This is a genomic window from Amycolatopsis sp. NPDC049159 (assembly GCF_040648295.1).
GTDB lineage: Bacteria > Actinomycetota > Actinomycetes > Mycobacteriales > Pseudonocardiaceae > Amycolatopsis > Amycolatopsis pretoriensis_A.
Map to the genome: position 1 here is coordinate 47,062 of NZ_JBEZDL010000028.1, position 22,594 is coordinate 69,655.

The 22,594-nt window shown below is 71.4% G+C and carries 17 protein-coding genes; 4 read left to right on the forward strand and 13 right to left on the reverse strand.

Going from position 1 to position 22,594, the window contains the following annotated elements; genetic code table 11:
- Positions 1–70: 70 nt before the first annotated feature.
- The 4 genes from AB0B33_RS39735 to AB0B33_RS39750 form a co-directional block, all read right to left on the reverse strand.
- Positions 71–244 (reverse strand): hypothetical protein, encoded by a 174-nt coding sequence (locus AB0B33_RS39735; RefSeq protein ID WP_360781733.1) that lies wholly within the window; start codon positions 242–244, stop codon positions 71–73.
- Positions 241–888 (reverse strand): hypothetical protein, encoded by a 648-nt coding sequence (locus AB0B33_RS39740; protein ID WP_360781735.1) that lies wholly within the window; start codon positions 886–888, stop codon positions 241–243. Before AB0B33_RS39740 ends, AB0B33_RS39735 begins: the two co-directional genes overlap by 4 nt.
- Positions 885–5,423, reverse strand: coding sequence for a hypothetical protein (locus AB0B33_RS39745; protein WP_360781736.1), 4,539 nt, complete (start codon positions 5,421–5,423; stop codon positions 885–887). Before AB0B33_RS39745 ends, AB0B33_RS39740 begins: the two co-directional genes overlap by 4 nt.
- A 965-nt stretch (positions 5,424–6,388) precedes the next feature.
- Positions 6,389–7,300: a LysR substrate-binding domain-containing protein gene (locus tag AB0B33_RS39750; protein ID WP_360781738.1), complete on the reverse strand. Its 912-nt coding sequence runs from the start codon at positions 7,298–7,300 to the stop codon at positions 6,389–6,391.
- Between the two features lie 70 nt (positions 7,301–7,370).
- Between AB0B33_RS39750 and AB0B33_RS39755 the strand changes: the two genes are divergently transcribed.
- A complete protein-coding gene (locus AB0B33_RS39755) occupies positions 7,371–8,216 on the forward strand; it encodes an SDR family NAD(P)-dependent oxidoreductase (protein WP_360781740.1) in 846 nt (281 codons plus the stop codon).
- Positions 8,217–8,231: 15 nt separating this feature from the next.
- Here the strand turns inward: AB0B33_RS39755 and AB0B33_RS39760 are convergent, their stop codons facing one another.
- Positions 8,232–9,446, reverse strand: coding sequence for a GNAT family N-acetyltransferase (locus AB0B33_RS39760; protein ID WP_360781742.1), 1,215 nt, complete (start codon positions 9,444–9,446; stop codon positions 8,232–8,234).
- 40 nt (positions 9,447–9,486) lie between these two features.
- Positions 9,487–10,401, reverse strand: a complete 915-nt coding sequence (locus AB0B33_RS39765; protein ID WP_360781744.1) for a TerC family protein — start codon at positions 10,399–10,401, stop codon at positions 9,487–9,489.
- Positions 10,402–10,585: 184 nt separating this feature from the next.
- Here AB0B33_RS39765 and AB0B33_RS39770 point away from each other — a divergent pair, with 184 nt between their 5' ends.
- A complete protein-coding gene (locus AB0B33_RS39770) occupies positions 10,586–10,873 on the forward strand; it encodes a winged helix-turn-helix domain-containing protein (RefSeq protein WP_360781746.1) in 288 nt (95 codons plus the stop codon).
- A 3-nt stretch (positions 10,874–10,876) separates the two neighbouring features.
- Here AB0B33_RS39770 and AB0B33_RS39775 read toward each other — a convergent pair whose 3' ends face one another.
- Positions 10,877–11,863 carry a LacI family DNA-binding transcriptional regulator gene (locus AB0B33_RS39775; RefSeq protein WP_360781747.1) on the reverse strand — a complete coding sequence of 329 codons (987 nt, stop codon included), beginning with the start codon at positions 11,861–11,863 and terminating at the stop codon, positions 10,877–10,879.
- Between the two features lie 215 nt (positions 11,864–12,078).
- On the opposite strand from AB0B33_RS39775, the gene AB0B33_RS39780 reads away from it, so the two are divergent.
- Positions 12,079–12,225, forward strand: coding sequence for a hypothetical protein (locus AB0B33_RS39780; protein WP_360781749.1), 147 nt, complete (start codon positions 12,079–12,081; stop codon positions 12,223–12,225).
- Positions 12,226–12,234: 9 nt separating this feature from the next.
- Here the strand turns inward: AB0B33_RS39780 and nrfD are convergent, their stop codons facing one another.
- The 6 genes from nrfD to AB0B33_RS39810 all read right to left on the reverse strand — a co-directional run bounded on the left by nrfD (position 12,235) and on the right by AB0B33_RS39810 (position 21,261).
- Positions 12,235–13,194 carry an NrfD/PsrC family molybdoenzyme membrane anchor subunit gene (gene nrfD / locus AB0B33_RS39785; protein WP_360781751.1) on the reverse strand — a complete coding sequence of 320 codons (960 nt, stop codon included), beginning with the start codon at positions 13,192–13,194 and terminating at the stop codon, positions 12,235–12,237.
- The gene (locus AB0B33_RS39790; protein ID WP_360781753.1) at positions 13,191–14,105 is read right to left on the reverse strand and encodes a 4Fe-4S dicluster domain-containing protein; all 915 of its coding nucleotides are present in this window, start codon (positions 14,103–14,105) and stop codon (positions 13,191–13,193) included. Before AB0B33_RS39790 ends, nrfD begins: the two co-directional genes overlap by 4 nt.
- On the reverse strand, positions 14,102–17,377 hold the full coding sequence (gene fdh, locus AB0B33_RS39795) for a formate dehydrogenase (RefSeq protein WP_360781755.1): 3,276 nt from the start codon (positions 17,375–17,377) through the stop codon (positions 14,102–14,104). The genes AB0B33_RS39790 and fdh overlap by 4 nt, the downstream gene beginning before the upstream one ends.
- A 467-nt stretch (positions 17,378–17,844) precedes the next feature.
- Positions 17,845–19,347, reverse strand: a complete 1,503-nt coding sequence (locus AB0B33_RS39800; protein WP_360781757.1) for an MFS transporter — start codon at positions 19,345–19,347, stop codon at positions 17,845–17,847.
- Positions 19,348–19,414: 67 nt separating this feature from the next.
- On the reverse strand, positions 19,415–20,521 hold the full coding sequence (locus AB0B33_RS39805; protein ID WP_360781758.1) for an acyl-CoA dehydrogenase family protein: 1,107 nt from the start codon (positions 20,519–20,521) through the stop codon (positions 19,415–19,417).
- A gap of 68 nt (positions 20,522–20,589) precedes the next feature.
- The gene (locus tag AB0B33_RS39810) at positions 20,590–21,261 is read right to left on the reverse strand and encodes a TetR family transcriptional regulator (protein ID WP_360781760.1); all 672 of its coding nucleotides are present in this window, start codon (positions 21,259–21,261) and stop codon (positions 20,590–20,592) included.
- Positions 21,262–21,374: 113 nt separating this feature from the next.
- Between AB0B33_RS39810 and AB0B33_RS39815 the strand changes: the two genes are divergently transcribed.
- Positions 21,375–22,592, forward strand: coding sequence for an oxygenase MpaB family protein (locus tag AB0B33_RS39815; RefSeq protein WP_360781762.1), 1,218 nt, complete (start codon positions 21,375–21,377; stop codon positions 22,590–22,592).
- Positions 22,593–22,594: the final 2 nt, after the last annotated feature.

A 22,594-nucleotide genomic window follows, 5' to 3' on the forward strand; every position in this document is an offset into this window, starting at 1 on the left:
TCCGGACGGCGGCCGCGTCCGACCGGGGAAAGCAGAAGGTCGTCCTGGTCCCGGCGGTGATCGGCAACGCTCAGGCAGCGAAGACGGCGATGGACGGGAGTTCGAAGACGGTGCCGTCGCACTTGGCGTCGACGTTGGCGGCGGGGCAGGACCGGGTGGGGAACGCGGCAATGGCCGGGGCGGCGATGAGGGTGGTGCCGATGGTGGTCCCGAGGAAGGAAGCCTGTTCCGGCTGCTGAGTCACGTCCCGATCCGGCCGACCTCGCGTTGCAGGCCCTCGATCCCTTCGACCAGCGACCGGATCCCGTCGACGGATTCCCGGTCGACCGCGCCGAACCCCCAGTTGCCCGGTGAGCGCCGGATCCGTTCCTCCGCCCGGAGGTACTCGAGGTGGTGCGTGTGAAGGAACCCGAGCAGGGATTCGCCGCAGCGTTCGATCTCTTCCTCAGAGGCGGCGGGTACCCGGCAGCGGAAAACCGCGGTTCCGCCCGCGCGCAGATCCGTGATCCGGTAGCCGATGACCGCGTTCTCCCGCGTTTCCCGCGGGGCGAGGAGCTGCACGAGCGGAGCCAGGTCGGGGTCTCGCGCGAACACGTCCCGTTCCGCTTCTCCCGTCAGTGCGCTCGGCGCCATCGGGGGACCGCCCTCGGCCGGTGACGTGCACAGCCGCCACGGCAGGCCGGTCAGATCCACCATCAGCCGCGGTTTCGTCAGCCGATCCGCGGCGAGGACGAAGAATTCGTCCGGGAAGCCGGTTCCGTAACACTCCGAAACGACTTCCGCAGTGGTCAGGCCCTGGCCGTACAACGCTTTCGCCAAGCGGGCCATCGACACGTAGTCCCCGCGCGATGCTTGCGCGCGCAGCTCCTCGACCGGGTGTTCCGTCATCGTGGACCGCCCTGGCTCGGCGGCGCGTCACGCATGATGTCGCCGAGCAGCGCGCTCAGCTGACGCCAGTGCTTCTTGAGGTCTTCGGCCGTCATGGTGGTGATCATCTCCCGTGTGACCAGCTTGGCCGCCTTGATGGTGTCGGCGTCCCGCCGGTTCCCGCCCGTCTCCGCCAGCAATGCTTCGACGTCCGCGTCGAGCTCGGCGAGACGGTTCACGATAGCCTGGCTGTGCGCGGTCAGGCCCGGGTTGTCGGCCATCATCCTGGCGACCGCTTCGGCGTGGGTGAGGACCCGCGTTTCCAGCCGTCGTCGTGCGGCGTCGTCGAGCGGGTGGGTCTGGGCGAACGCCTTTGCGAGCCGGCGGGCGATGAGCACCGTCTGCGACTGCATTATGGCGCCGTACACCGGGTGCCGGGGCATGGTCGGGTGGTCGGGGTGCCCATCGGGAGACGCGAAGATGCGGACGTCCTCGGGAGTCATCGTCAGGCCGCGGGTCGGGACTTCGGGCAACGGGCTGGTGGTGAGGGCGGCGGCCGGCACGTGGAGCACCGAGACGCCGTGCCGTTCTCTCAGGACTTCCCCGATGTGCCGCCCCTCGCCCGCGCCGATGCCCCACAGCATGCCCTGGTTTTCCGCGGCCCGGAGCACCGCCAGGTGCCGCGTGTCCTGGAAGAGGAGCTTGATCTGCCGCGAGGTGTCCCGTTCCCACACCTTGATCAGCATGTTCGGCTCCGCGGGGTACAGCAGCTGCGGGTACACCTTGCCGATGGCGATCTTCATCGCGTGGTCGATCCGGTTCGCCAGCACGGTGAGTTGCGCCGTGCGCGAACCGGCCAGCGGACCCCAGTCGAAGCCCTCGAAGTGGTAGCCGCCGATGACGAGGATGGGGTCGTTCGCCGCATCCCGGAGCACCTGGTCGTACACGCGCAGGAAACCCATGCCTTCGTGCGTGACGACGTCGGTGTCCGGATCTTGCGAAACCGCGTACACCTGCTGGTTGACCTTGCCGAGGAGTTCCACGGCCCGCTGGGTGAAGCCGGACAGGAACCCCACCTCGTGGAAGACACCGTAAGGCAGTTTGTGGTCTTCCTGCCAGCGTGTTTCGTTGCGGGCGACGGCTTGTTCCTTCTCGTCCTTCGTCAGGCCCGCATACGCTTGGCGCACTTCGGACATCGGGGCCCGCCGCTTCTCCTTCACGTGCCGCCACGCCGGTGTCCACACGAAGCCGAACGCGGCGGCGAGGAGTTCCTCCGGCACCCTGATCTTCCGCACGGCCGCACCGACCTGGTTCCGCTCGTCCGCGGCCTTCGTCGGGTCGAGCCGCTCGAGGGTGTTGACCCCGATGATGACGGCGGTACGGGCCGCGGCCAGGTTGTCCCCGCCGGGACCCTGCCACGCATCGACCAGGTACCGAGCCGCGATGTTGGGCTGCGCCAGCACCTCGCCCGGGGTCGCCGACATGGTGACGACGAAGCCGGTCACCGGATCGCGGCCCCGCATCGGGATCAGGATCCGGTGAAGCGTGTCGATCACCGGCGGCACGCGGTCGATGTCGATGGGGCGCTCGGCTTCGCCGATCTTGTAGGGGAACTTCTTCGCGTACTCCTCTTCGGTGAACTTCTTCGGCTTGGTGCGTTTGCGGGGATTGATGGCCAGCTCGACGAAGTAGCTTTTCTCCGGCCCGTGCTCCAGCCGGATGCTGGTCAGACCGTGCCGTTTCTTGATCGGCGGCAGCCCGCGCCGCACACTCTCCACCGTCGCCGACTTCGCGTCGAGCAGCGCGGTGGCCTCGAGCAGCGCGGCGTCCAGCGCGCGTTGCAGGTCCTGGGGTGAACGCTTGTCGCGGCGAGGCTTCTTCTTCCTGTTGAACTTGTCCTTGATCCGCCTGGCGGCGCCCTTGACCTTGTCCCTGACCTTCTTACCGGCCCGCTTCAGCTTGTCCTTCAGCTTCTTGCCGGCGGCCTTCAGCTTGGCCTGCCCCTTCTTCGCCGCCGACTTCAGTTTGTCCGTGAGCTTCTTGGTCAGCGCCTTGACCTTCGCCCAGACCTTCTTCGCCAGGCCGACGATCTTGTCGATCACCCAGTCGATCGCCTTGTTCACCGGGCGGGCCAGTTTCTGGAAGATCTCCTTGATCTTCCCCGCGATCCCGCCGATCCCCAGCAACGCCGCCAGTGCGCCGATCAGCACCGGGATCGAGCGGGCCAGTGCCTTCTCCACCAAGCCCGAAACCCCGCCCGTGCCGCCCTTGGCGATCGCGATCACCGCGTCCAGGACCGTGTTGACGAACTCGATGATCCGGCGGCCGTTCGTCACGATGAACTTGATGATGTCGATGATCATCTTGCAGGCGCGGATGAACGCCGACGCCGGGTTGAACAGCGAGACGATCCACGTGATGCCCGCCATGACGATCGTCGGCAGCAGGTACGACACCAGGTTGTCGATCAGGTTCTTCTTCAGGTCGCCGACCTTGGCCTTGAGGTCGTCCCACAGGGCCCGCACCCCGCGTTTGCGGACCTCCATGACGATCGGGAGCGCGTGTTCGCCTGCCTCGATGGCGGACATGGCCTCCTTCGGGACCTTCTTCGCGATGCGGGCGCGGATGTTGGGCCACGTCAAGCCGATCAGGCTCGCGATCAGCAGCAGGATGCTCACGATGTCGAAGCTCTTCGGCAGCTCGATCCCGGCCGTCGCGGCCGTGCCCAGCAGCCACGACAGGACGCCCTGCTGCAGGTGCGTCTTCGCGTTGCCCATGAACTGCTTGAGGCCGCCGCCGACCGCGGAAACCAGGTTGCCGAGGAAGCCGATCGGGTCCTTGAGGATGGCCATCACCGCTTGCGCGGCCTTCGCAAGCACCCCGAGCAGCATGTCCTTCAGCTCGAGGATCGTCTTGATGACGCCCTTGATGCCGTCGAGGGCCTTGTCGACCAGGCCCTTGTTCTTCTCCTTCTCCGCGGCGATCTCGTCGTCCACCGCCTTGACGGCGTCGGTGTACTTCGTGGCCAGGGTGTCGACCAGCTCCGTGCTCTTGTCGTCCACCGACTGCGTGAGCTCGTCGAACTTGTCGGCGAACCCGGCGGCCGCCTCCTTACCGAGCGCCTGGAGGTCCTTCGGCAGCGCCTTGACCTCGGCCTGCAGCTCGTCGCGGCCCTTCGCGATGCGCTGCTTCGCCCGGGTCAGCTCGCGGCCGATCGTGTCCGCGACGGCGGAGATGACTTCGCGCATCTGCTTGACGTAGTTGTCGCGCGCCTCGACGAAGATCTGGTTCGCTTCGTCGGGCAGGCCGAACAGCTTGTCGTGGCCCCACTTGATCAGGCCCCACGTGCCGCCGTACCGCTTGGCCTTGTAGTCGTCCATCTTGCGGCGGTGCTCGGCGGTGAACGCGTCGCGCGCTTCCTTCTCGCCGCGGGTGAACTGGTCGTCGACGAGCTTGTCGAGACCGGTGAGGATGCCTTCCACCTCCGTCTTCATGGTGTCGAAGACCTTTTGCAGGCGGGCCGTGACCTCCGCCCGCTTGTCCTGGTCGCTGGTTTTGGTCGCGTCCTTCCCGCCGCCGACCTGCCTGCCGGTGCGCCGTCGGCGTTCGGCGATCGTGCCCATGGCGGCGGCGCCGAACCCCTTGGCCTGCGCGGTGGTCTGGCGCAGCTGCTTGGTCTCGTCCTTGCGGAGCTCCGGCGGGGTCGCCTCGGAGTGCTTTTCCGCGGTCTTCTTGTCCTGCAACGCCGGCGTGAAAGCCGGATCCGTCGTCAGCTGCTTGTCGGTGACGTGGTTGTCGGCCATCACCTGATCGACCTTGGCCGGGCCGGCGGAGAGGTCCGTGGCCGACGGCGGCAGCTTGTCCGGCGTCGCCTTCGCCGGGTCGGGGGTGGCCGGGGTGCCGGGTGGGCGGTCGGCTGCCATCGGCACGACCTGCTTGGTCTCCGCCGCGGACGTGTCCGGGGGAGCGGCGGTGGTGTCGGCGATCTGCGCGGCCGAGTCCGACTTGCCCTCGCCGACCTTGCCCTGCACCTCCGCCTTGATCTCGGCGGGCTTGCCGGAGTCGGCGAATTCGTCGGCCTGCTCCAGGTTCTGCGGCGCTTTTTCGGCGATGGCCTTCTCGACGGCCTTGACGAACGCGTCCTTGTCGAAGTCCTTCGGCTTGGCCTCGTTCATCTTCTCGGCATTGGCCGTCTTGCCCTGCGCGACCTCGTCGTCCTTGGGCGGCACCGAGGCGGCCTGCGCCGAGCCGGCTTCCTTGCTCGCCGGCGGGTGCGAGCGGGCGACCGTGTGCTTCTTGTGCGCGATGTCCTTCTTCAGCACCGCGAACTTCGGATCCGCACCCGGGCCGCGCGCGAGACTCGCGGCGACCGCACCGTTGCCGACCTTGTCCTGCGACTCCTTGCGCGAGGGATCGGCCAGCTCTTTCTTGTCCCCGGCCCGCAAGGCGGCCAGCGCGGCGGCGTTCGACGGCGGCAGCGGAACGCTCTTCCGCCGCGGCGGCCGCTCTTTCACCGTGACCGGGGTGGACGCGGCCGCCTGAGCGGTGGTGGTCACCGAAGGGACCTTCACGAGAGCCTTCGGCGGCGGTGGCATGGGACGGCTCTCCTCCCGCTCCGGGAGACCCCAGCCTGGCAGCAGGCCGTCACCGAGGCGTCGCGAGAACGTTTACGCCCTCGGCCTCCACAGCGGCGGCGAGCCGGGCCGCGGGTTCGGGCAGGTGCCGAGAAGTACGCGGCGCCGCTGGCCGCGGACGGGGGAGCATGCGGACCGCGGGTGCCGAGCGCGCGCCGGGCACGGTCGTGATCCGGCAGCCGGGCCGCGGGTTCCGGCAGTTCCCGCGGCAGGACGCGGCGCCGCTCTCCGGGTCCGCCACGGATCGGGAGCACGCGAACGTCGGGCGGCATCATCGGCCCGAGCGTGCCCGGCACCGATCCCACGGCCGGCGGGGTTCGTCTACGTCTCAGCCTCTACGGCGGCGGCGCGCAAGGCGGCTGCCAGCCGGGTCGCGGGTTCCGGTAGTTCCCGCGGCAGGACGCGGCGCCGCTCCCCGGGTCCACCGCGGATGGGGCACGCGAACGCCAGGCGGCATCACCGGCTCAAGCGCGCCCGGCACCGATCCCACGGCCGACCGGGTTCGTCTACGCCTCGCTCTCTACGGCGGCCGCGCGCAAGGCGGCTGCCAGCCGGGTCGCGGGTTCCGGCAGCTCGCGCGGCAGGTGTGCGAGCGGCGCCGCCCCCCCCGGGTCCGCCGCGGATGGGGCACGCGAACGCCAGGCGGCATCACCGGCTCAAGCGTGCCCGGCACCGATCCCGCAGCCGACGGGGGTTCGTCTACGTCTCAGCCTCCACGGCGGCCGCGCGCAAGGCGGCTGCCAGCCGGGTCGCGGGTTCCGGCATTTCCCGCGGCAGGACGCGGCGCTGCTCTCCGGGTCCGCCACGGATCGGGAGCACGCGAACGCCGCCCGGCATCACCGGCTCAAGCGTGCCCGGCACCGATCCCGCAGCCGACGGGGGTTCGTCTACGCCTCAGCCTCCACGGCGGCCGCGCGCAAGGCGGCTGCCAGCCGGGTCGCGGGTTCCGGCAGCTCGCGCGGCAGGTGTGCGAGCAGCACCCGGCGCCGCTCTCCGGGGCCGCCGCGGACCGGGAGCACCCGAACCCCGGGTGGCACTGCCGGTCCCAGCGCGCCCGGTACCGTCGTGATTCCGCAGCCGGCCGCCACCAGGTGCAGCTTGGCCAGCCAGTCGCGCGCGGTGTGGGCGATCTCCGGTCGCTCGTCCAGGCCCGGCCACACGCCCAGCACCCGGTCGTCGCCCGAACCCGCGATCCAGCGGCGGCCGCGCAGGTCGGCCACGTCGACGTAGCCGCGGCGGGCGAGCGGGTCGTCGGCGGGCACCGCGACGCGCAGGCTGCGCTCGGCCAGCGTGTGCACCGTCAGCGCCGGCGTTTCGGTGTCCGGCGGCCGGAACGGCGGTGCCGAGGCCAGCAGGGCGACGTCCAGCGTGCCGGCGCGCAGGGCGCGGACCAATGCCGGCGTGCCGCCCTCGCGGCTGAGCACCGTGATCGCCGGGTCGGTGCGCCGCAGGGCCGCGAGCGCGCGGGGGAGCAGGTCGGCGCCGGCGGTCGGGAACCAGCCGAGGCGGACCGTGCCCCGTTCGGCGGGCAGCCCGGCCAGCTCGCGCGCGGTCGCGTCGAGCTGGTCGACGACCCCGGTGGCGCGGCGCAGCACGATCTGCCCGGCCGCGGTGAGCCGCACGCCGTCGGGCCGGCGTTCCAGCAGCGGCGCCCCCGCCGCGCGTTCCAGCGACGCGATCTGCCGCGACACCGCGGACTGCGTGTAGCCGAGCGCCGCGGCCGCGGCCGTGAGCGTGCCCCGCTCGGCGACCTCGCGGAACACCCGCAGCGCGGTCAGGGAAGCGTCGGAGAAAGCCATGCCGTCTACGCATACCAGGTCTGCCGTACTTTCGCTTTTCGCATGCTCGCGGCCGTCCTAGCTTGGAGTCATGAACGCGAAAGCCGCCCTCGTCACCGGCGCCACCCAGGGCCTCGGGCTCGCCCTCGTCGAAGGGCTCGCCCAGCGGTTGTCCCCCGCGGACACCGTCTACCTCACCGGCCGCGACGCCGCGCGCGTCGGCCAAGCCGTCGAAGCCATGCCCGCCGGCGGTGCCGAAATCCGCGGCGAAGTCCTCGACGTCGCCGACCCCGAAGCGGCCGCGCGGCTCGCCCGGCGGCTGCGGGAGCGCCACGGCGGCGTCGACGTCGTGATCGGCAACGCCGTCATGCGCGTCGGCCCGGACGACGACCCGCGCGAGATCGTCGGGGAATACGCCGAGGTCAACAACTTCGGCACCACCCGGCTGCTGCGGGCCTTCGCGCCGCTGCTGCGCGACGACGGCCGGTTCCTCGTCGTGGCCAGCTCGTTCGGCACGCTGAACCACCTCGCGCCCGCGCTGCACCCGCGGTTCACCGGACTGTCCTCTTTGGACGAATTGGACAAGCAGGTCGCCGCGTGGCGTGACGCGGTCGCCGACGGCAGCGCCCGCGGCGGCGACTGGCCGGGCTTCGTCAACATCCCGTCCAAGATCGGCCAGGTCGCGGCCGTGCGCACGCTGGCCGCGCACCGGCGGGCGGCCGACCTTGACCGCGGGATCCTGCTCGCCGCCGTCTGCCCCGGGATGATGAACACCCCGACCTCCGCCCTGTGGTGGGACGTGCGGGACGCGCCCAGCCCCGCGCAGGCCGCGGCCGGGCTCCTCGACCTCGTGTTCCGGCCCGTCGATCCCGCCCACTACGGCGAGCTGGTCCGCCACGGCGAGGTCCTGCCCTGGTCACCCGTCCCGGCGGGCTGACCAGGGCGGGTGCCGCTAGAACCAGTGCAGGCAGTGCGGCGCGCGCTCGGTGCGGAAGAGGGCGTCGGCGGCCCCGGCCGCCGCCGGGTGGTGGGCCTCGACGTGGCCGGCGCGGACCAGCGTGCCGGGGGTCGTGCCGCCGAGGTAGATCGAGCCCAGGTCGCTCACGTCCAGGGAGAGGTCGGGGTCGCGGCCGGTCGTCGCGCACTCGGCCCTGCCGTCGCGGACGGTCAGCAGGTAGCGGTTCCGCTCGGCGAGGAACGGGTCGGTGACGTCGAGGACCAGCTCGCCGTCGGCGGACCAGCCGCGGGCGGTCAGCGCGCGGGGGACGTCCAGCAGCCGGACCCAGAGCCAGTCCGTGTCGTCGCCGACCTGGCCCGCGCGGAAGTCGGTGAGCTGCCAGCGCAGCGGGTGCCCGGGCGGGACGTGCTTGAGCACGACGTCGGACACCAGGTCGTGCTCGAGCAGGAAGCGGGCGAGCGCGGTGAAGACGGCGTCGTCGGCGGTGATGATCTCGTCGACGGTCAAGGTCCGGGGCCCGCCGATCGCGTAGCTGGCGTAGCCGTCCGCGACCCCGCTGGCGTCGCGGTGGACGGCCACGTACCGCGGCGCCGGGGCGATCGGGGGTTTCCCCGCGCCCGAGCTCCACCAGCGCGGCGGCCGCGACAGCGCACCGGGCTGGGCGCGGCGGTAAGCGTCGTAGACCGCTTCCATCGTCTCGACGCAGTCCGCGCGCGCCAGCACCTCCACCGAGCCGGGCGCCGCCGCCGCGGTGCGGGCCCGGGGGAGGGCCAGCCCGGCCTGGTGGCGCGGCACGGTCAGCTGCTGGGTGTAGGTCGCCGGCCCGTAGCCGAACCGGCGGTAGATCACGGCTTCGGAAGCCAGCAGCACGGCGAGGAACTCCCCGCGCTCGCGCAGCTCGGCGAGCTGGTGGCGCATCATCGCGCTGAGCACTCCCCGCCGCCGGTGGGTGGGCAGCACCCCGACGGCGGTCACCCCGGCCGCGGGGGCGAGGCCGCCGCCGGGCAGGGTGAGCTCGAAGGAGTACGCGCCGGCGGTGCCGACCGGCCGTCCCTCCGGGGTGACGGCCAGCAGGTTGCGGTCCATTTCGAGCGCCGACCACCAGACTCCGCCGGCCGCGCCGGGGGTTTCCGGGAAGTTCCCCAGCGCGGTGTGGAACGTGGTGACGAAGGCGTCGAGGTCCTGGCCGGTGGTCGAGCGGATCTTCATCGGGACAGTCCATCGCCGGGCCCGGGAGGGGGCAAGCGAATTACGCCGAAGAGCGGGTCCGCAGCAGGCTGGCGCCCACCGCCGTCGCGAGGATCGCGGCCACCACGCCCAGCGAAAGCGCCGTCGGGATCTTCCAGACGTCCAGCAGCAGCATCTTCACGCCCACCCAGACCAGCACCAGCGCCAGCCCGATCTTGAGGTACACGAACCGGTGCATGACGTCGGCCAGCAGGAAGTACATCGCCCGCAGGCCGAGCACCGCGAAGGCGTTCGACGTGAACACGAGGAACGGCTCCTGCGTCACCGCGAAGATCGCCGGGATCGAGTCGACCGCGAAGACGACGTCGACGACCTCGATCAGGACCAGGACGGCGAGCAGTGGCGTCGCCACCCAGCGGCCGCCTTCGCGCACCAGGAACCGGGCGCCGTGCCGCCGGTCCGTGGTGGGGACGATCCGGCGGAACGCGCGCAGCACGATGTTGCGTTCGTAGTCGACCTCCTGCTCGCGGTGCAGCGCCATCCGCACGCCGGTGACCACCAGGAAAGCGCCGAAGACGTACAGGATCCACGCGAAGCTCGCGATCAGCGCCGAGCCCGCCGCGATGAACACCGCGCGGAACACCAGCGCGCCGAGCACGCCGTAGAACAGGATGCGGTGCTGGTGCTCGCGCGGGACGGCGAAGTACCCGAAGATGATCGCGAACACGAAGACGTTGTCGACCGCCAGCGACTTTTCGATGACGTAGCCGGCGAAGTACTGGCCCGCGAACTCCGCGCCCCAGGCCCACCAGACGACGGCGCCGAACGCCAGCCCCAGCGTGACCCAGACACCGGACCAGGCGAGGGCTTCGCGGACGCCGACCACGTGCGCGCGGCGGTGGGCGGCCAGGTCGACGGCGAGCATCGCCAGGATGACGCCGAGCACGGCGAGCCAGGCCCAGAAGGGGACGGTCATGCATACTCCTCCGGTTCGGTGACGAACCAGAGGTCTCCCCGGTCACACGTGGTGTGACGCCGGCACCGGACTGCGCACGGGCAGCCGGACTGACGATGCCGGACCGGGCGGGTACTCCCCTCCGTGCCTCCAGAATGACGAACTGCACTTCGTCTGTCAAGTTCGGACGTCTACTGTGGCCGGTATGGCTTCGTGGACGTTCCTGAGCAACCACGCGCACGTGCTGCTGTGCGTGGCCGCGGATCCCGACCGGACGCTGCACGACATCGCCACCCGGGTGGGCATCACGGAACGCGGGGTGCAGCTCATCCTCCGCGACCTGATCGAGGAGGGCTACCTCGAGCGCGAGCGGGTCGGCCGGCGCAACCACTACAAGATCCACCCGGAAGGCCGGCTGCGTCACCCGCTGGAAGCCCACCACCGGGTGGCCGACCTGGTCGCGGCGCTCGGCCTCGACGAGCCGGCCCGCTGAACCTCACCCCCCGGGCGGGCCGGTGGTCTCACCGAGCACGAGCGCGGGAGTCACCGGCTCCGGCTCGGCCGTGGGCACGCCGTCCAGCCGGCACACGGCCAGTTCCACCGCAAGCACGCCGAGTTCGCGGGCCGGGACCGCCACCGCCGTGGGCCGGGTCCACCCGTGGTTCGCCGTCGTGGCCGAGCAGACCGCCACGACCGACACGTCTTCCGGCACCCGCAGCCCGCGCCGCCGGAGCTCGGCCAGCAGCGGCGGGAGCACGGCTTCGTCGTGGACGACCAGTGCGGTCGGGCCGCGGCGGGTGCGCAGCTCGTCCAGGCAGCGGGGGACGTCTTCGGGTGCGCACGGCCGAGAAAGCGCTTCCAGCCGACGGTGGGCGGCGGCCTCGAGGAAGCCCGTCAGGTAGCCGATCCGGCGCGGGGGAGCGGGGGTGAGGTGGGCGATCGAGCGGTGGCCGAGGCCCGCGAGGTGGGCGGCGCAGGCGCGGCCGGCCGGCGCGAAGTCCAGGGGGACGGCGGCCGGGCCGCGCTGCCGGCCGACCAGCACCGCCGGGCGGCCCGAGGCGAGCAGGACGGGCACGCGCGGGTCGTCGTCGCCCGCGTCCAGCACGAGCACCGCGTCGGCCAGCGCGGCCGACGTCACCCGGTGCAGGCCCGCCGTGCCCGTGTCGTCAGTGACCAGGAGCAGGTCGAAGCCGTGCGCGCGGGCGGCACCGGCGGCCGCGGCGAAGAACTCCATCGCGACGCCGAGGTGGCCCTCGCCCGGCAGCGGGACCGCGACCGCGAGCACGCCGGCCCGGGCCGGGACCGGGGCGGGGGAGCCGGTGCGGCGCCGGTAGCCGAGGGTCCGGATGGTCTCCTCGACCCGCCGCCGGGTCGCCGGGGAGATCGTCCGCTTGCCGGTGATCACGTACGACACCGTGCTCGCCGAGACCCCGGCCGCGTTCGCGACGTCGGTGATCGTCACCGCACCGCGGGGATTCGTCATCGTCGGTGACCTTCTCGGCTCGCATGAGTTAGCGCTAACATTGATGGGGGACGCCGACCATAATCGCGGGGTGGACCGCCGGTCAAGCGGCGTTCGCCGGAAGGTCCCAGGCATGCACGCTGCAACGTGGCGGCCATGCTCCACTGTGGACTGTTGACCTCAAGTTGCCGCCGAACCGCACGCCCAGCTGCTGGTGCCGGTGCTCGCCGACCGTGATGACCACGGCGACCGCCCTGCTCGCCGACCACCACCCGGCCGCCGGCCACGGCCGCGTACTGGGGCTGGAAGGCGCCGCGATGGGCTTGATCGCCGCCGCCGGCTCGCGCGGACGTTGGGCTACGCCGGGATCCTCGCCGCCGTGATCGCGGGCGTCATGGCCGGGACGAGGCTGCTTCGGCGCGCCGGCGCTGGGGCACGACCACGTACTTGGGGTCCTTCGTGGACTCGACGCCCGCCTCGAACACCCCGAACCGCTGCAGCGCGCTCCCCGCGAACAGCGCCGCGCCGGCGGCCACCGACACCGCGCGGCTGCGGTGGCCGACGAGCGTGCCCAGCAGGCCCGCCGCGGTCAGCCGCTCGGACCACTTCCGCAGCCGGTGCGCCTTGCCCGTGGTGTACGCCTCCGCCGTCGGGCCGAGGCGCTGTTCCAGCACCTTCGACGCCACCAGCTCGGTCACCGCGCCCATCGCGGCCAGCGCCCGGGCCGGCCCCGCTTCCTCGACCGGGACCAGCACCATCGCGAAGCCGCCGGAGCTCGCGGCCGCCGAGCCGGTGAAGACGAACGGCAGCTGCGGGTGGGCTTCGTGCCAGGCCGGGACCGCCGTCTGGGACAGCAGCACCGCCGTGTAGGACGCGACGGCGGGGGCGATGACCGCCGACGCGAGCCCGGCCGGGCGGGCCACCGCGCTCGCGAGCTTGCCCGGCCACCGCCCGGCGGGCAGCACCTCGGCGGCCGCCGCGATCCCCATCCCGGGCCCGAACGCGCTGAGGATCCACGTGCCCACGCTCATCGGGGACGTCGGTTTCGCGACGCGCAGCATGTGGTGGAACCGCTCGGGCCGGCCGAGGTCGGCGACCAGCAGGTAGACGCTGGCCAGCAGCGCCGCCATCGACCCGGTGCGGCCCACCCGGCGCAGCCGCGGCCGCCCGGTCAGGTCGGCGCCGGCGGCCAGCAGCGACGTGCCCGCCGCGAGCCCGCCGGTGAACAGGTACGCCGGCACCTTCCACTCCCACACCGGCGGCTTGAGCACCGGCCGCCCGTAGTAGGACCGGAACTCGGCGTCGGGCACCATCAGCTCTTCGCGGGAGCGGCGGGACTTGCGGGGACTCATCGGCGGCGTCCTCCGAAGGCGGCGAAGGCGGCGGCGAGCAGGGCCGAGGCCGCCACCCCGGCGTACTTCCACATCGCGGGCAGTTCCCGGGTCGGCACCACGGGGTCCGGCGGCAGGCCGTAGACCTCGGGTTCGTCCAGCAGCAGGAAGAACGCGCCGGCACCGCCGACCCCGTCGGCCGGGTCGTGCCCGTAGAGCCGGGCTTCGGTGACCCCGCGTTCGTGCAGCTGCTCGACGCGGTGGGCGGCCCGCTCGCGCAGCTCGTCGAGCTCGCCGAACTGGATGGAGTCGGTCGGGCACGCCTTGGCGCACGCCGGTTCGAGGCCGTCGTGCAGCCGGTCGTAGCAGAGCGTGCACTTCTGCGCGCGCCCGTCGTCGGGCCGCCGGTCGATCACGCCGTACGGGCAGCCGGAAACGCAGTAGCCGCAGCCGTTGCAGATGTCCTGCTGCACCACGACCGTGCCGAACTCGGTGCGGAACAGCGCGCCGGTCGGGCAGACGTCGAGGCAGCCGGCGTGGGTGCAGTGCTTGCACACGTCCGACGACATCAGCCAGCGGAAGTCGGTCCGGCCGTCGGCGCCGGTCTCCGCGCCCGGCAGGTCGAACGCCGGCATGCCGAGGTCCTCGGGGGCGTTCGGCGGGGGAGCGCCGGGCGGACTCGGCTGCTCGACGAAAGCCACGTGCCGCCACGTGTTCGCGCCGAGCGCGCCGGTGTTGTCGAACGACATCCCGAGCAGGTCGAGCCCGTCTTCGGGGACGGCGTTCCACTCCTTGCACGCCACTTCGCAGGCCTTGCAGCCGATGCACACCGACGTGTCGGTGAAGAACCCGACGCGCGGCGGGTGCCCGGTGTGCCCGGCTTCCCCGGCGACGTCCGGCAGCGGGCCGGACAACCGGTCCTCGATGCTCATGTCGCGTCCTCCTCGTGGCCGGGTTCGACGTGCCGGGTCTCGTGCGCCGTCGACACCCGGGTACCCGTTTCCGGCGTGATCCCGGCGCGCTCCCGGTACTCGGCGAGGTACGCGGTGAGCGCGGCGCCGCGCGGCCGCTTGCCGGGCCGGACGTCGCAGGTGGCGACCTTGCTCTCCTGGATGAACACGTTCGGGTCCAGCACGACGCCGAACAGGTCGTTCACGACGTCGCCGGGCACCAGGCCGGAGCCGCCCCAGTGGTAGGGCATCCACACCTGGTGCACGACCCGGTCCTGCACCCGCAGCGGCCGCAGCCGGTCGGTCACGAAGACGCGCGCCTCGACGGCCGCCCGCGAGGTGACGACGTGCGCCCAGCCCAGGTGCACCAGCCCGCGCAGCTCCGCCAGCTCGGGGGAGACCTCGACGAACAGGTCCGGCTGCAGCTCCGACAGGTACGGCAGGGTCCGGCTCATCCCGCCCGCGGTGTGGTGCTCGGTCAGCCGCGCGGCGGTGAAGACGAACGGGAACACCTCGCCGTGCGCCTCGGGCGGCGACGGGTTCGACGGGTTGTCGCCGCGGCCGTAGACCTTCCGCGCCGGGTTGGCCTGCTGGGCGTAGAAGGGGTTGCGGAACGGCGACTCGTGCGGCTCGTAGTGCGTCGGCAGCGGGCCGTCGGCCAGCCCGGACGGCGCGAACAGCCACGCCTTCCCGTCGGCCTGCATGATGAACGGGTCGTCGCCGCGCAGCGCGGCCGGGCCCACCGCGCCGGGTGGCGGGACGTGGCCGGGCGGCTTGGTCTTCTCGAAGTCGGGGACGTCGTGCCCGGTCCATTCGCCGGCCTCGGCGTCCCACCACACCAGCGCCTTGCGCTCGCTCCACGGCCGGCCCTGCGGGTCCGCCGACGCGCGGTTGTAGAGCACCCGCCGGTTCAGCGGCCAGACCCAGCCCCATTCGAGCGCGGTGTGGTCCTGCTCGAACCGGGACTTGCGGCGCGCGGCCTGGTTGACGCCGTCGGCGTAGACCCCGCAGTAGATCCAGCAGCCGCTGGAGGTGGTGCCGTCGGCCTTGAGCTCGAGGTAGCCGCCGAGTTCCTCGCCGGTGGTCAGGTCCTGGCCGTTGATCCGCCGCAGCACGTCCTCGGCCGACGGCTCGTCGCCGTGCACCGCGTAGTCCCAGGCGAGGTCGAGCAGCGGCCGGTCGCGCTCGTCGGCGGACCCGGCCAGCCGTTCCCGCAGCTTGCGGCCCAGGTGGTAGAAGAACCACAGTTCCGAACGCTGGTCACCGGCCGGTTCGACGGCTTTTTCGCGCCACTGCAGCATGCGCTGGGTCTGGGTGAAGGTCCCTTCCTTCTCGACGTGCGAGGCCGCGGGGAAGAAGAACACCTCGGTGCGGCACGTCTCCGGCGTGATCTCGCCGGTCTCGATCTCCGGCGCGTCCTTCCAGAAGGTGGCGCTCTCGATCATCGTCAGGTCGCGCACGACCAGCCAGTCGAGGTTGGCCATGCCGAGCCGCTGCAGCCGGCCGTGCGCGGACCCCACGGCCGGGTTCTGCCCGAGCAGGAAGTAGCCGGACACCTTGCCGTCGACCATGTCCATGACCGTGCGGTAGGTGCCGTGGTCGCCGTTGATCCGCGGCAGGTAGCCGTAGCAGAAGTCGTTGTCCGCGGTGGCTTTTTCGCCCCAGTACTCCTTGAGCAGCGACACGGTGTAGGCGTCGGCGTTGCGCCAGAAGCCCTTCTGCTTGTCCCCGGTGACGCTCTCGAGGTAGTCGTCGAGCGTGCGCTGTTCGGGCGTGGGCATCGGCAGGTAGCCGGGCAGCAGGTTGAACAGCGTCGGGATGTCGGTCGAGCCCTGGATGCTGGCGTGCCCGCGCAGCGCGAACACGCCGCCGCCGGGCCGCCCGATGTTGCCCAGCAGCAGCTGGATGATCGAGCCCGCGCGGATGTACTGCGCGCCGACGCTGTGCTGGGTCCAGCCGACGCTGTAGACGAGCGCGGCGGTGCGTTCGCGGCCGGAGTTGCTCGTCCAGGCGTCGCAGACCCGCCGGAAGAGCTCCTTCGGCGTCCCGCAGGTCGCTTCGACCATTTCCGGGGTGTAGCGGGCGAAGTGGCGCTTGAGGATCTGGAAGACGCACCGCGGGTGCTGCAACGTCGGATCGGCGGCGATCTCCTCGCTGCCGCCTTCGAGCACCGGCCCGCCCGAGCCGTGCTGGTCCGCGGGCGAGGTTTCCTTGCCGTGCCCGGTGTCCCGCGGCCGGACGTCCTCGTAGTGCCAGGTCGCCGGGTCGTAGGCGGCTTTGGCTTCGTCGTAGCCGCTGAAGAGGCCGTCGAGGTCCTCGGTGTCGCGGTAGTCCTCGTGCACCAGGAAGGACGCGTTGGTGTAGGCGACGACGTACTCGCGGAAGTCCAGGTCGTTGCTCAGGATGTGGTTGATGACGCCGCCGAGGAAGGCGATGTCCGTCCCCGCCCGCAACGGCACGTGGGCGTCGGCGAGCGCGCTCGTCCGCGTGAAGCGCGGATCGATGTGCAGCACCTGCGCGCCGCGGGCCTTCGCCTCCATCACCCACTGGAACCCGACCGGGTGCGCCTCGGCCATGTTGGAGCCCATGATGACGACGCAGTCGGCGTTCTGCAGGTTCTGCTGGTAGTCCGTCGCGCCACCGCGACCGAAGGAAGTCCCCAGACCGGGAACGGTGGCGGAGTGTCAAATACGCGCCTGGTTTTCGATCTGGATCGCGCCCAGCGCGGTGAAGAGCTTCTTGATCAGGTAGTTCTCTTCGTTGTCCAGGGTGGCCCCGCCGAGACTGGCGATGCCCATGGTCCGCCGCAGCGGCGCCCCGTGGTCATCGGTGTCCTGCCAGCCCTTGCGCCGGGCGTCGAGCACCCGGTCGGCGACCATGTCGAGCGCGGTGTCGAGGTCGAGGTCGGTCCACTCGGTGGCGTAGGGCGCGCGGTACCGGACCTTCTGTTCCCGCTGCGGCCCGGTGACCAGCTGCTTGCTGGCCGACCCCTTCGGGCAGAGCCGCCCCCGCGAGATGGGGCTGTCGGGGTCGCCTTCGATCTGGACGACTTTTTCGTCCTTGACGAAGACCTGTTGCCCGCACCCGACGGCGCAGTACGGACAGACGGACTTGGCCACCCGATCGGCGTTCGCGGTGCGCGGGGCGAGCGCTTCGGACCGCGCGGACTCGGCGGCCTTGCCCCGGCCGAGCGGATCGGTGCCGGTGAGCTGGCGGTACACGGGCCAGGATTCGAGCCATTGCCGTGGTCCCATGTCACCTCCCTGGCCGTGCGCTGCGCGCGGTTTACCCGGCGCCTGCCGAGCGTAAACCGGCTCGGCCGGGTCGGCGACCGGACCGATGCCGCGAATGACTCATTCGGGACGTCGGTGGTCCCGAATGAGTCATTCGCGATGTTTGTTCGGGCCGGGAACGCCGCTTCCGCGCGGATTGCGGGGGCGGGCTCGACGGCCGCGGAGCCCGTGTGGGTGGGGACTCGCTCAGGTCCGGATCGGCGAGGCCGCGACCGGCCGCCGCGTGAATTGCTCGCGACGGTTCGGCTGGCGTGGGCAAGACGCCTTGCCGAGTTCAGGATCGGCGAGGGCCGGGGGCGTGCGACCGCAGCCGATCGCCGCGCGGATTGCTCGTGTGGGTGACACGCTTCGCTGAGGGCTGAGTTCAGGGTCGGCGAGAGCCGTGGCCGACCGCCGCGCGGACACTTGGCGTTCCCGACACGCTTCACTCAAGTCGAGAACGGCGACGAGGCCCCCTCCGCCCGGGTCCGCCCCCGCCGTCCAGACACGGCCAGCGGCTGTGCGACGTCCTCGAGCGACTTGCCCTCCGCATCCACCGCCAGGAACCGCGCGATCACCCCGCCGGCCACCATCACCGCGGCGCCCAGCAGGTACCCGATGAACAACCGGACCGGATGGTCGCCGGCACCGATGAGCGCGCCGTAGATGACCGGGCCCAGAGCGCCGAAGCACTGAGCGATCGCGAAGAACACCGCGATCGCCTTCGCGCGGACCTCCAGGGGAAAGATCTCGCTCACCGTCAAATACCCCGCGCTCGCGCCGGCCGAGGCGAAGAAGAAGATCACGCACCACGCGATCGTCTGCGTGATCGCGTTCAACGCTCCCGCGTAGAACAGCACCGCCGTCACGGCCAGCAGTACGCCCGACACGACGTACGTCCCCGAGATCATCCGGCGCCGGCCGAGGGTGTCGAACAGGTGGCCGATCGTGAACGGGCCGACCAGGTTGCCCACCGCGAACGCGATCAGGTAGATGGGCGTGGCCGCCGAGGACACGCCGTAGAACTTGCCCAGCACCAGGGTGTAGGTGAAGAAGATCGCGTTGTACAGGAACGACTGGCTGATCATCAGCGACGCGCCCAGCACCGCCCGGGACGGGTACTCGCGGAACAGCACCCTGGCCAGCGCCACGTAGCCGATCTGCTCGGCCGGCGTCACCTCGATCGCCTTCTTCTCGTCGACCGGCGGCAGGTCCTTGCCCGCGTGCTCGACCTCGTGCTCGATCTGCGCGATCGACTCCTCCGCGGCCTCGGCCCGGCCGTGCATGATCTGCCAGCGCGGGCTTTCCGGCAGGTGGCGGCGCACCAGCAGGATCACCAGCCCGAGGACCGGGCCGATCAGGAAGCCGAGCCGCCAGCCGAGGGACAGGTCCACCTGGTTGAGCAGGATGTACGTGCCGACCGTCCCGAGCACGGCGCCGGCCCAGTACGTCCCGTTGACGGCGATGTCGACCCGGCCCCGGTAGCGGGCCGGGATCAGTTCGTCGATGGCGGAGTTGATCGCCGCGTACTCGCCGCCGATCCCCATGCCGGCGACGAACCGGGTGGCGTACAGGAAGACCACCCAGCCCGCGCCGTTGCCGAGGGTCAGCGCGGTCAGGCCGCTGCCGACCAGGTAGACGGCGAGGGTGAGCATGAACAGGTTCCGGCGGCCCAGCTTGTCGGAAAGACTGCCGAAGAACAGCGCCCCGACCACCTCGCCGGCCAGGTAGATCGTCGCCAGGAGCCCGACCGCCGTCGACGACATGTGCAGCGTCTCGGGACTCGTCAGCGTGTCGGCGACCGCGCTGGCCACCGTGATCTCGAGGCCGTCGAGGATCCACGCCACCCCGAGCGCGACGACCATCCGGGTGTGGAACCGCGACCAGGGCAGCCGGTCGATCCGCGCCGGGATCAACGTCCGCACCCCGGACGACGTCGGTGTTGCCGCCATGACGACCTCCTCGAGAGCCGGCCCCCGGCAGGTCTTCCCCGGGCCGGCCCCACCGAAACACGGTGTCTCAGAGGCCGTACGTCTTCCCGATGACGTCCCGCTGGATCTCGCTCGTCCCGCCGTACACCGTGGACACGACGGTGGACCGGACCAGGCGTTCCATCCCGTACTCCGTGGCGTAGCCGTAGCCGCCGAGCATCTGCATGCCGTCGAGGGCCATCGCCTTCGCGAACTCCGTCGCCTTGAGCTTCGCCATCGACGCCTCCCGCGGCAGCGGCTCCCCGCCCGAGGCGTCGATCTTGCGGGCGACGTCGTGGACCAGCAGGCGGGTGCACTCCAGTTCCGTCGCGTGGTCGGCGAGGCGGTGCCGCAACGCCTGGAACGACCCGACCGGCCGGCCGAACTGACGGCGTTCGCGCACGTACGAAACGGTGTCCTCGAACGCGCGGCGCGCGGTGCCGAGCATCAGCGCGGCCAGGATCATCCGCTCGAGGTTCAGCCCCGCCATCAGCTGCCGCCAGCCCTGGCCCACCTCGCCGACCACCGCGTCGCCGGGCAGCGCGCACCCGGTGAAGTACAGGTCGTTGACCTCGCGGCCGCCCATCGTGTCGATGCCGTGGATCGCCAGGCCGTCGACGCCGGCCGGGACCGAGAACGTCGTCAGCCCGTCGTGCTTGCCGCCGTCGGCCGAGGTGCGCGCGACCAGCAGGATGTGCCGGGCCAGGTGGGCGTTGGAGCACCACGTCTTCTGGCCGTCGACGACCCAGCCGCCGTCCTGCCGGGCGGCCTTGCACGTCAGCGCGCCGACGTCGGAGCCCGCACCGGGTTCGGACATCGAGACGGCCAGCACCTCGCCCCGCAGGAAGTCGCCCAGCACCTCCCGCTTGCGCTCTTCGCTCGCGAACTTCGCGTACGACGCGGCCGTGATCACCGACGTGGCGAACCCGCCGATCGGCGCCTGCCGGTAGGCGATCGTTTCGAGGAACAGCACCAGGTCCAGCATCCCCTGGCCGGCACCGCCGCACTCCTGCGGGACGTTGATGCCGAGCCAGCCCAGCTCGGCCATCTTGCGGTAGAGCGCGTCGTCGTGCGCGGTGTCGCGGGCGCCCACCTCGCGCCGGCAGAAGTCGTCGACGGCGGAGACGAAGTCGCGCTGTTCGGTGGTCAAGTCCACGAAGGCTCCCGGCGGCCGGAGATACAAGATTACTTCTTACGTATCTTTATATCTCCGAGCGCCGGAACTCAAGCCTCGAGCATCGGCACGAGGTAGCGCCGGGCCAGCGCCGCGAGCTGCTCGTCGTCGTCGAGGTCGACGACGCGGCTGGGGATGGCGAGGAAGGAGGCGGACACGCGGACCATCAGCTCGGCCACGACTTCGACGTCCAGCCCGGCCGCCACCGTGCCGGCGTGCTGCTCCCGCCGCAGCTGACCGGCGACGAACTCCCGCACGGTGGCCAGCGTCCGGCCGGCGTCGGTGATCATGGACGACGCCAGCAGGCCCGGTTCGGCCGCGATCAGCCCGCCGATCAGCGGGTTGCCGCGGATCGCGCGCAGCGAGCTCACGAAGCCGAGCACGACCCGGTCGGCGACGGTCTCGGCCTGCTTGATCTCGGTCAGGAAGCGGTCGAAGTAGCGGCGGTACTCGCGGCGCACGACGTGCTCGACGAGCGTGTCCTTCGTGGCGAACCGCCGGTAGACGGTGATGCGGGACAGCCCGGCGCGCTTGGCGACGTCCTCCATCGTGGAGCGCTGGACGCCCATCCGGCAGAACTGCTCGAAGGCGGCGTCGAGCACGCGGACGCGGACCTCGTCGGCGTCGTCGACCCGCTGGAGCGCGTCGACGTAGGCGCGCTCCAGCAGCGATTCCGCGCCGGGTGCGGACGTGAACGGCGATACCGCGGGTTCCGAAGCCACCTCCCGATCCTGCCACTCCGGGGCTTGTGACCTCGGGAAGGCCGTGGTCTGATACAAGGAGGCAAGTCGCGTATCAGAGTATCATCATCGATCTCGGCTCCGGAGGAGTAGCGATGGCCAAGGACGAAGTCAGCCGACGGCTCGCGATGAAACGCGGGGGGACGCTGGGCATCCTGGGCGCGGTGACGGTGGCGTCGCCGTCGTTGTGGACGTGGCCGGCGGAGGCGTCGGTCGCCGGCACCGGGGCGGGCGCGGATCCCCGGTGGGTGTGGGACACCGAAGCCGACCCGCTGCTCGCCGCCGTCATCGACCGCGGTGACGTGCTACGCGTCAACGAACTGCTGCGGACCTGGCGGAAGAACGGCCAGCCGCTGCCCGACGGCCTCCCCGCGGACGTGCGGGACTTCGTCGAGCGGGCCCGGCGGCTGCCGGCCTGGGCCGACTCGGGCAAGCTCGCGAGTTCGTTCCGGTTCACCGAAAAGCGCGGGCTCTACCTCGGGCTGCTCTACGGCCTCGCGAGCGGGATGGTCAGCACGGTGATCCCGCACGAAGCCCGCGCGGTCTACCACTCCAAGGGCGGCGCGGCCATGAAGGACCGCATCTCCAAGACCGCCAAGCTCGGTTACGACGTCATGACCCGCAACGCTTTCGACGCCGACGGCGAGATGATCGTGACGTGCGTCAAGACGCGCCTGGTGCACGCCGCCGTGCGCCACCTCCTGCCGCAGTCCCCGCAGTGGCAGCAGGGATCCGACCAGACGATCCCGATCAGCCAGCGGGACATGATGGTCACCTGGCACAGCCTGCCGACCACCGTCATGAAGAAGCTGACGTCGTGGGAGGTACCGATCCCGCGGGCGGAGTCCGAGGGGTTCCTGCACTCCTGGCAGCTCACCGCGCACCTGCTCGGCATCGAGGACGAGTACATCCCGGCGTCCTGGGCCGAGGCCGACGCCCAGGCCGATCAGGTGCTGACGCCGGTGCTCGCGCCGACCGACGAGGGCATCGAGCTGGCCGGCATCCTGCTCGGCCTCGGCTCGTCGGTCGACGGCGGCATCCTCAGCACGCACGTCCTCGGCGCGATGACCCGGTTCATGCTCGGCGATCAGATCGCCGGCTGGCTGCGCATCCCGCGCGAGCCGGTCTGGGACCCGCTGCTGCGCACCGCGTGGGGCCCGTTCATCGCCGTCCGGGAAGGACTCCTGCCGTTCCCGCTGGCCCCGGCGGCCTACTGGACCTTCGACGAGTTCCTCCGCCAGGCGGCGCTGCTGTTCCTCTCGGAGGCCCGGCCGATCAGCATCGAGATCCCGACGGGCAACCGGCCGTCGTGACG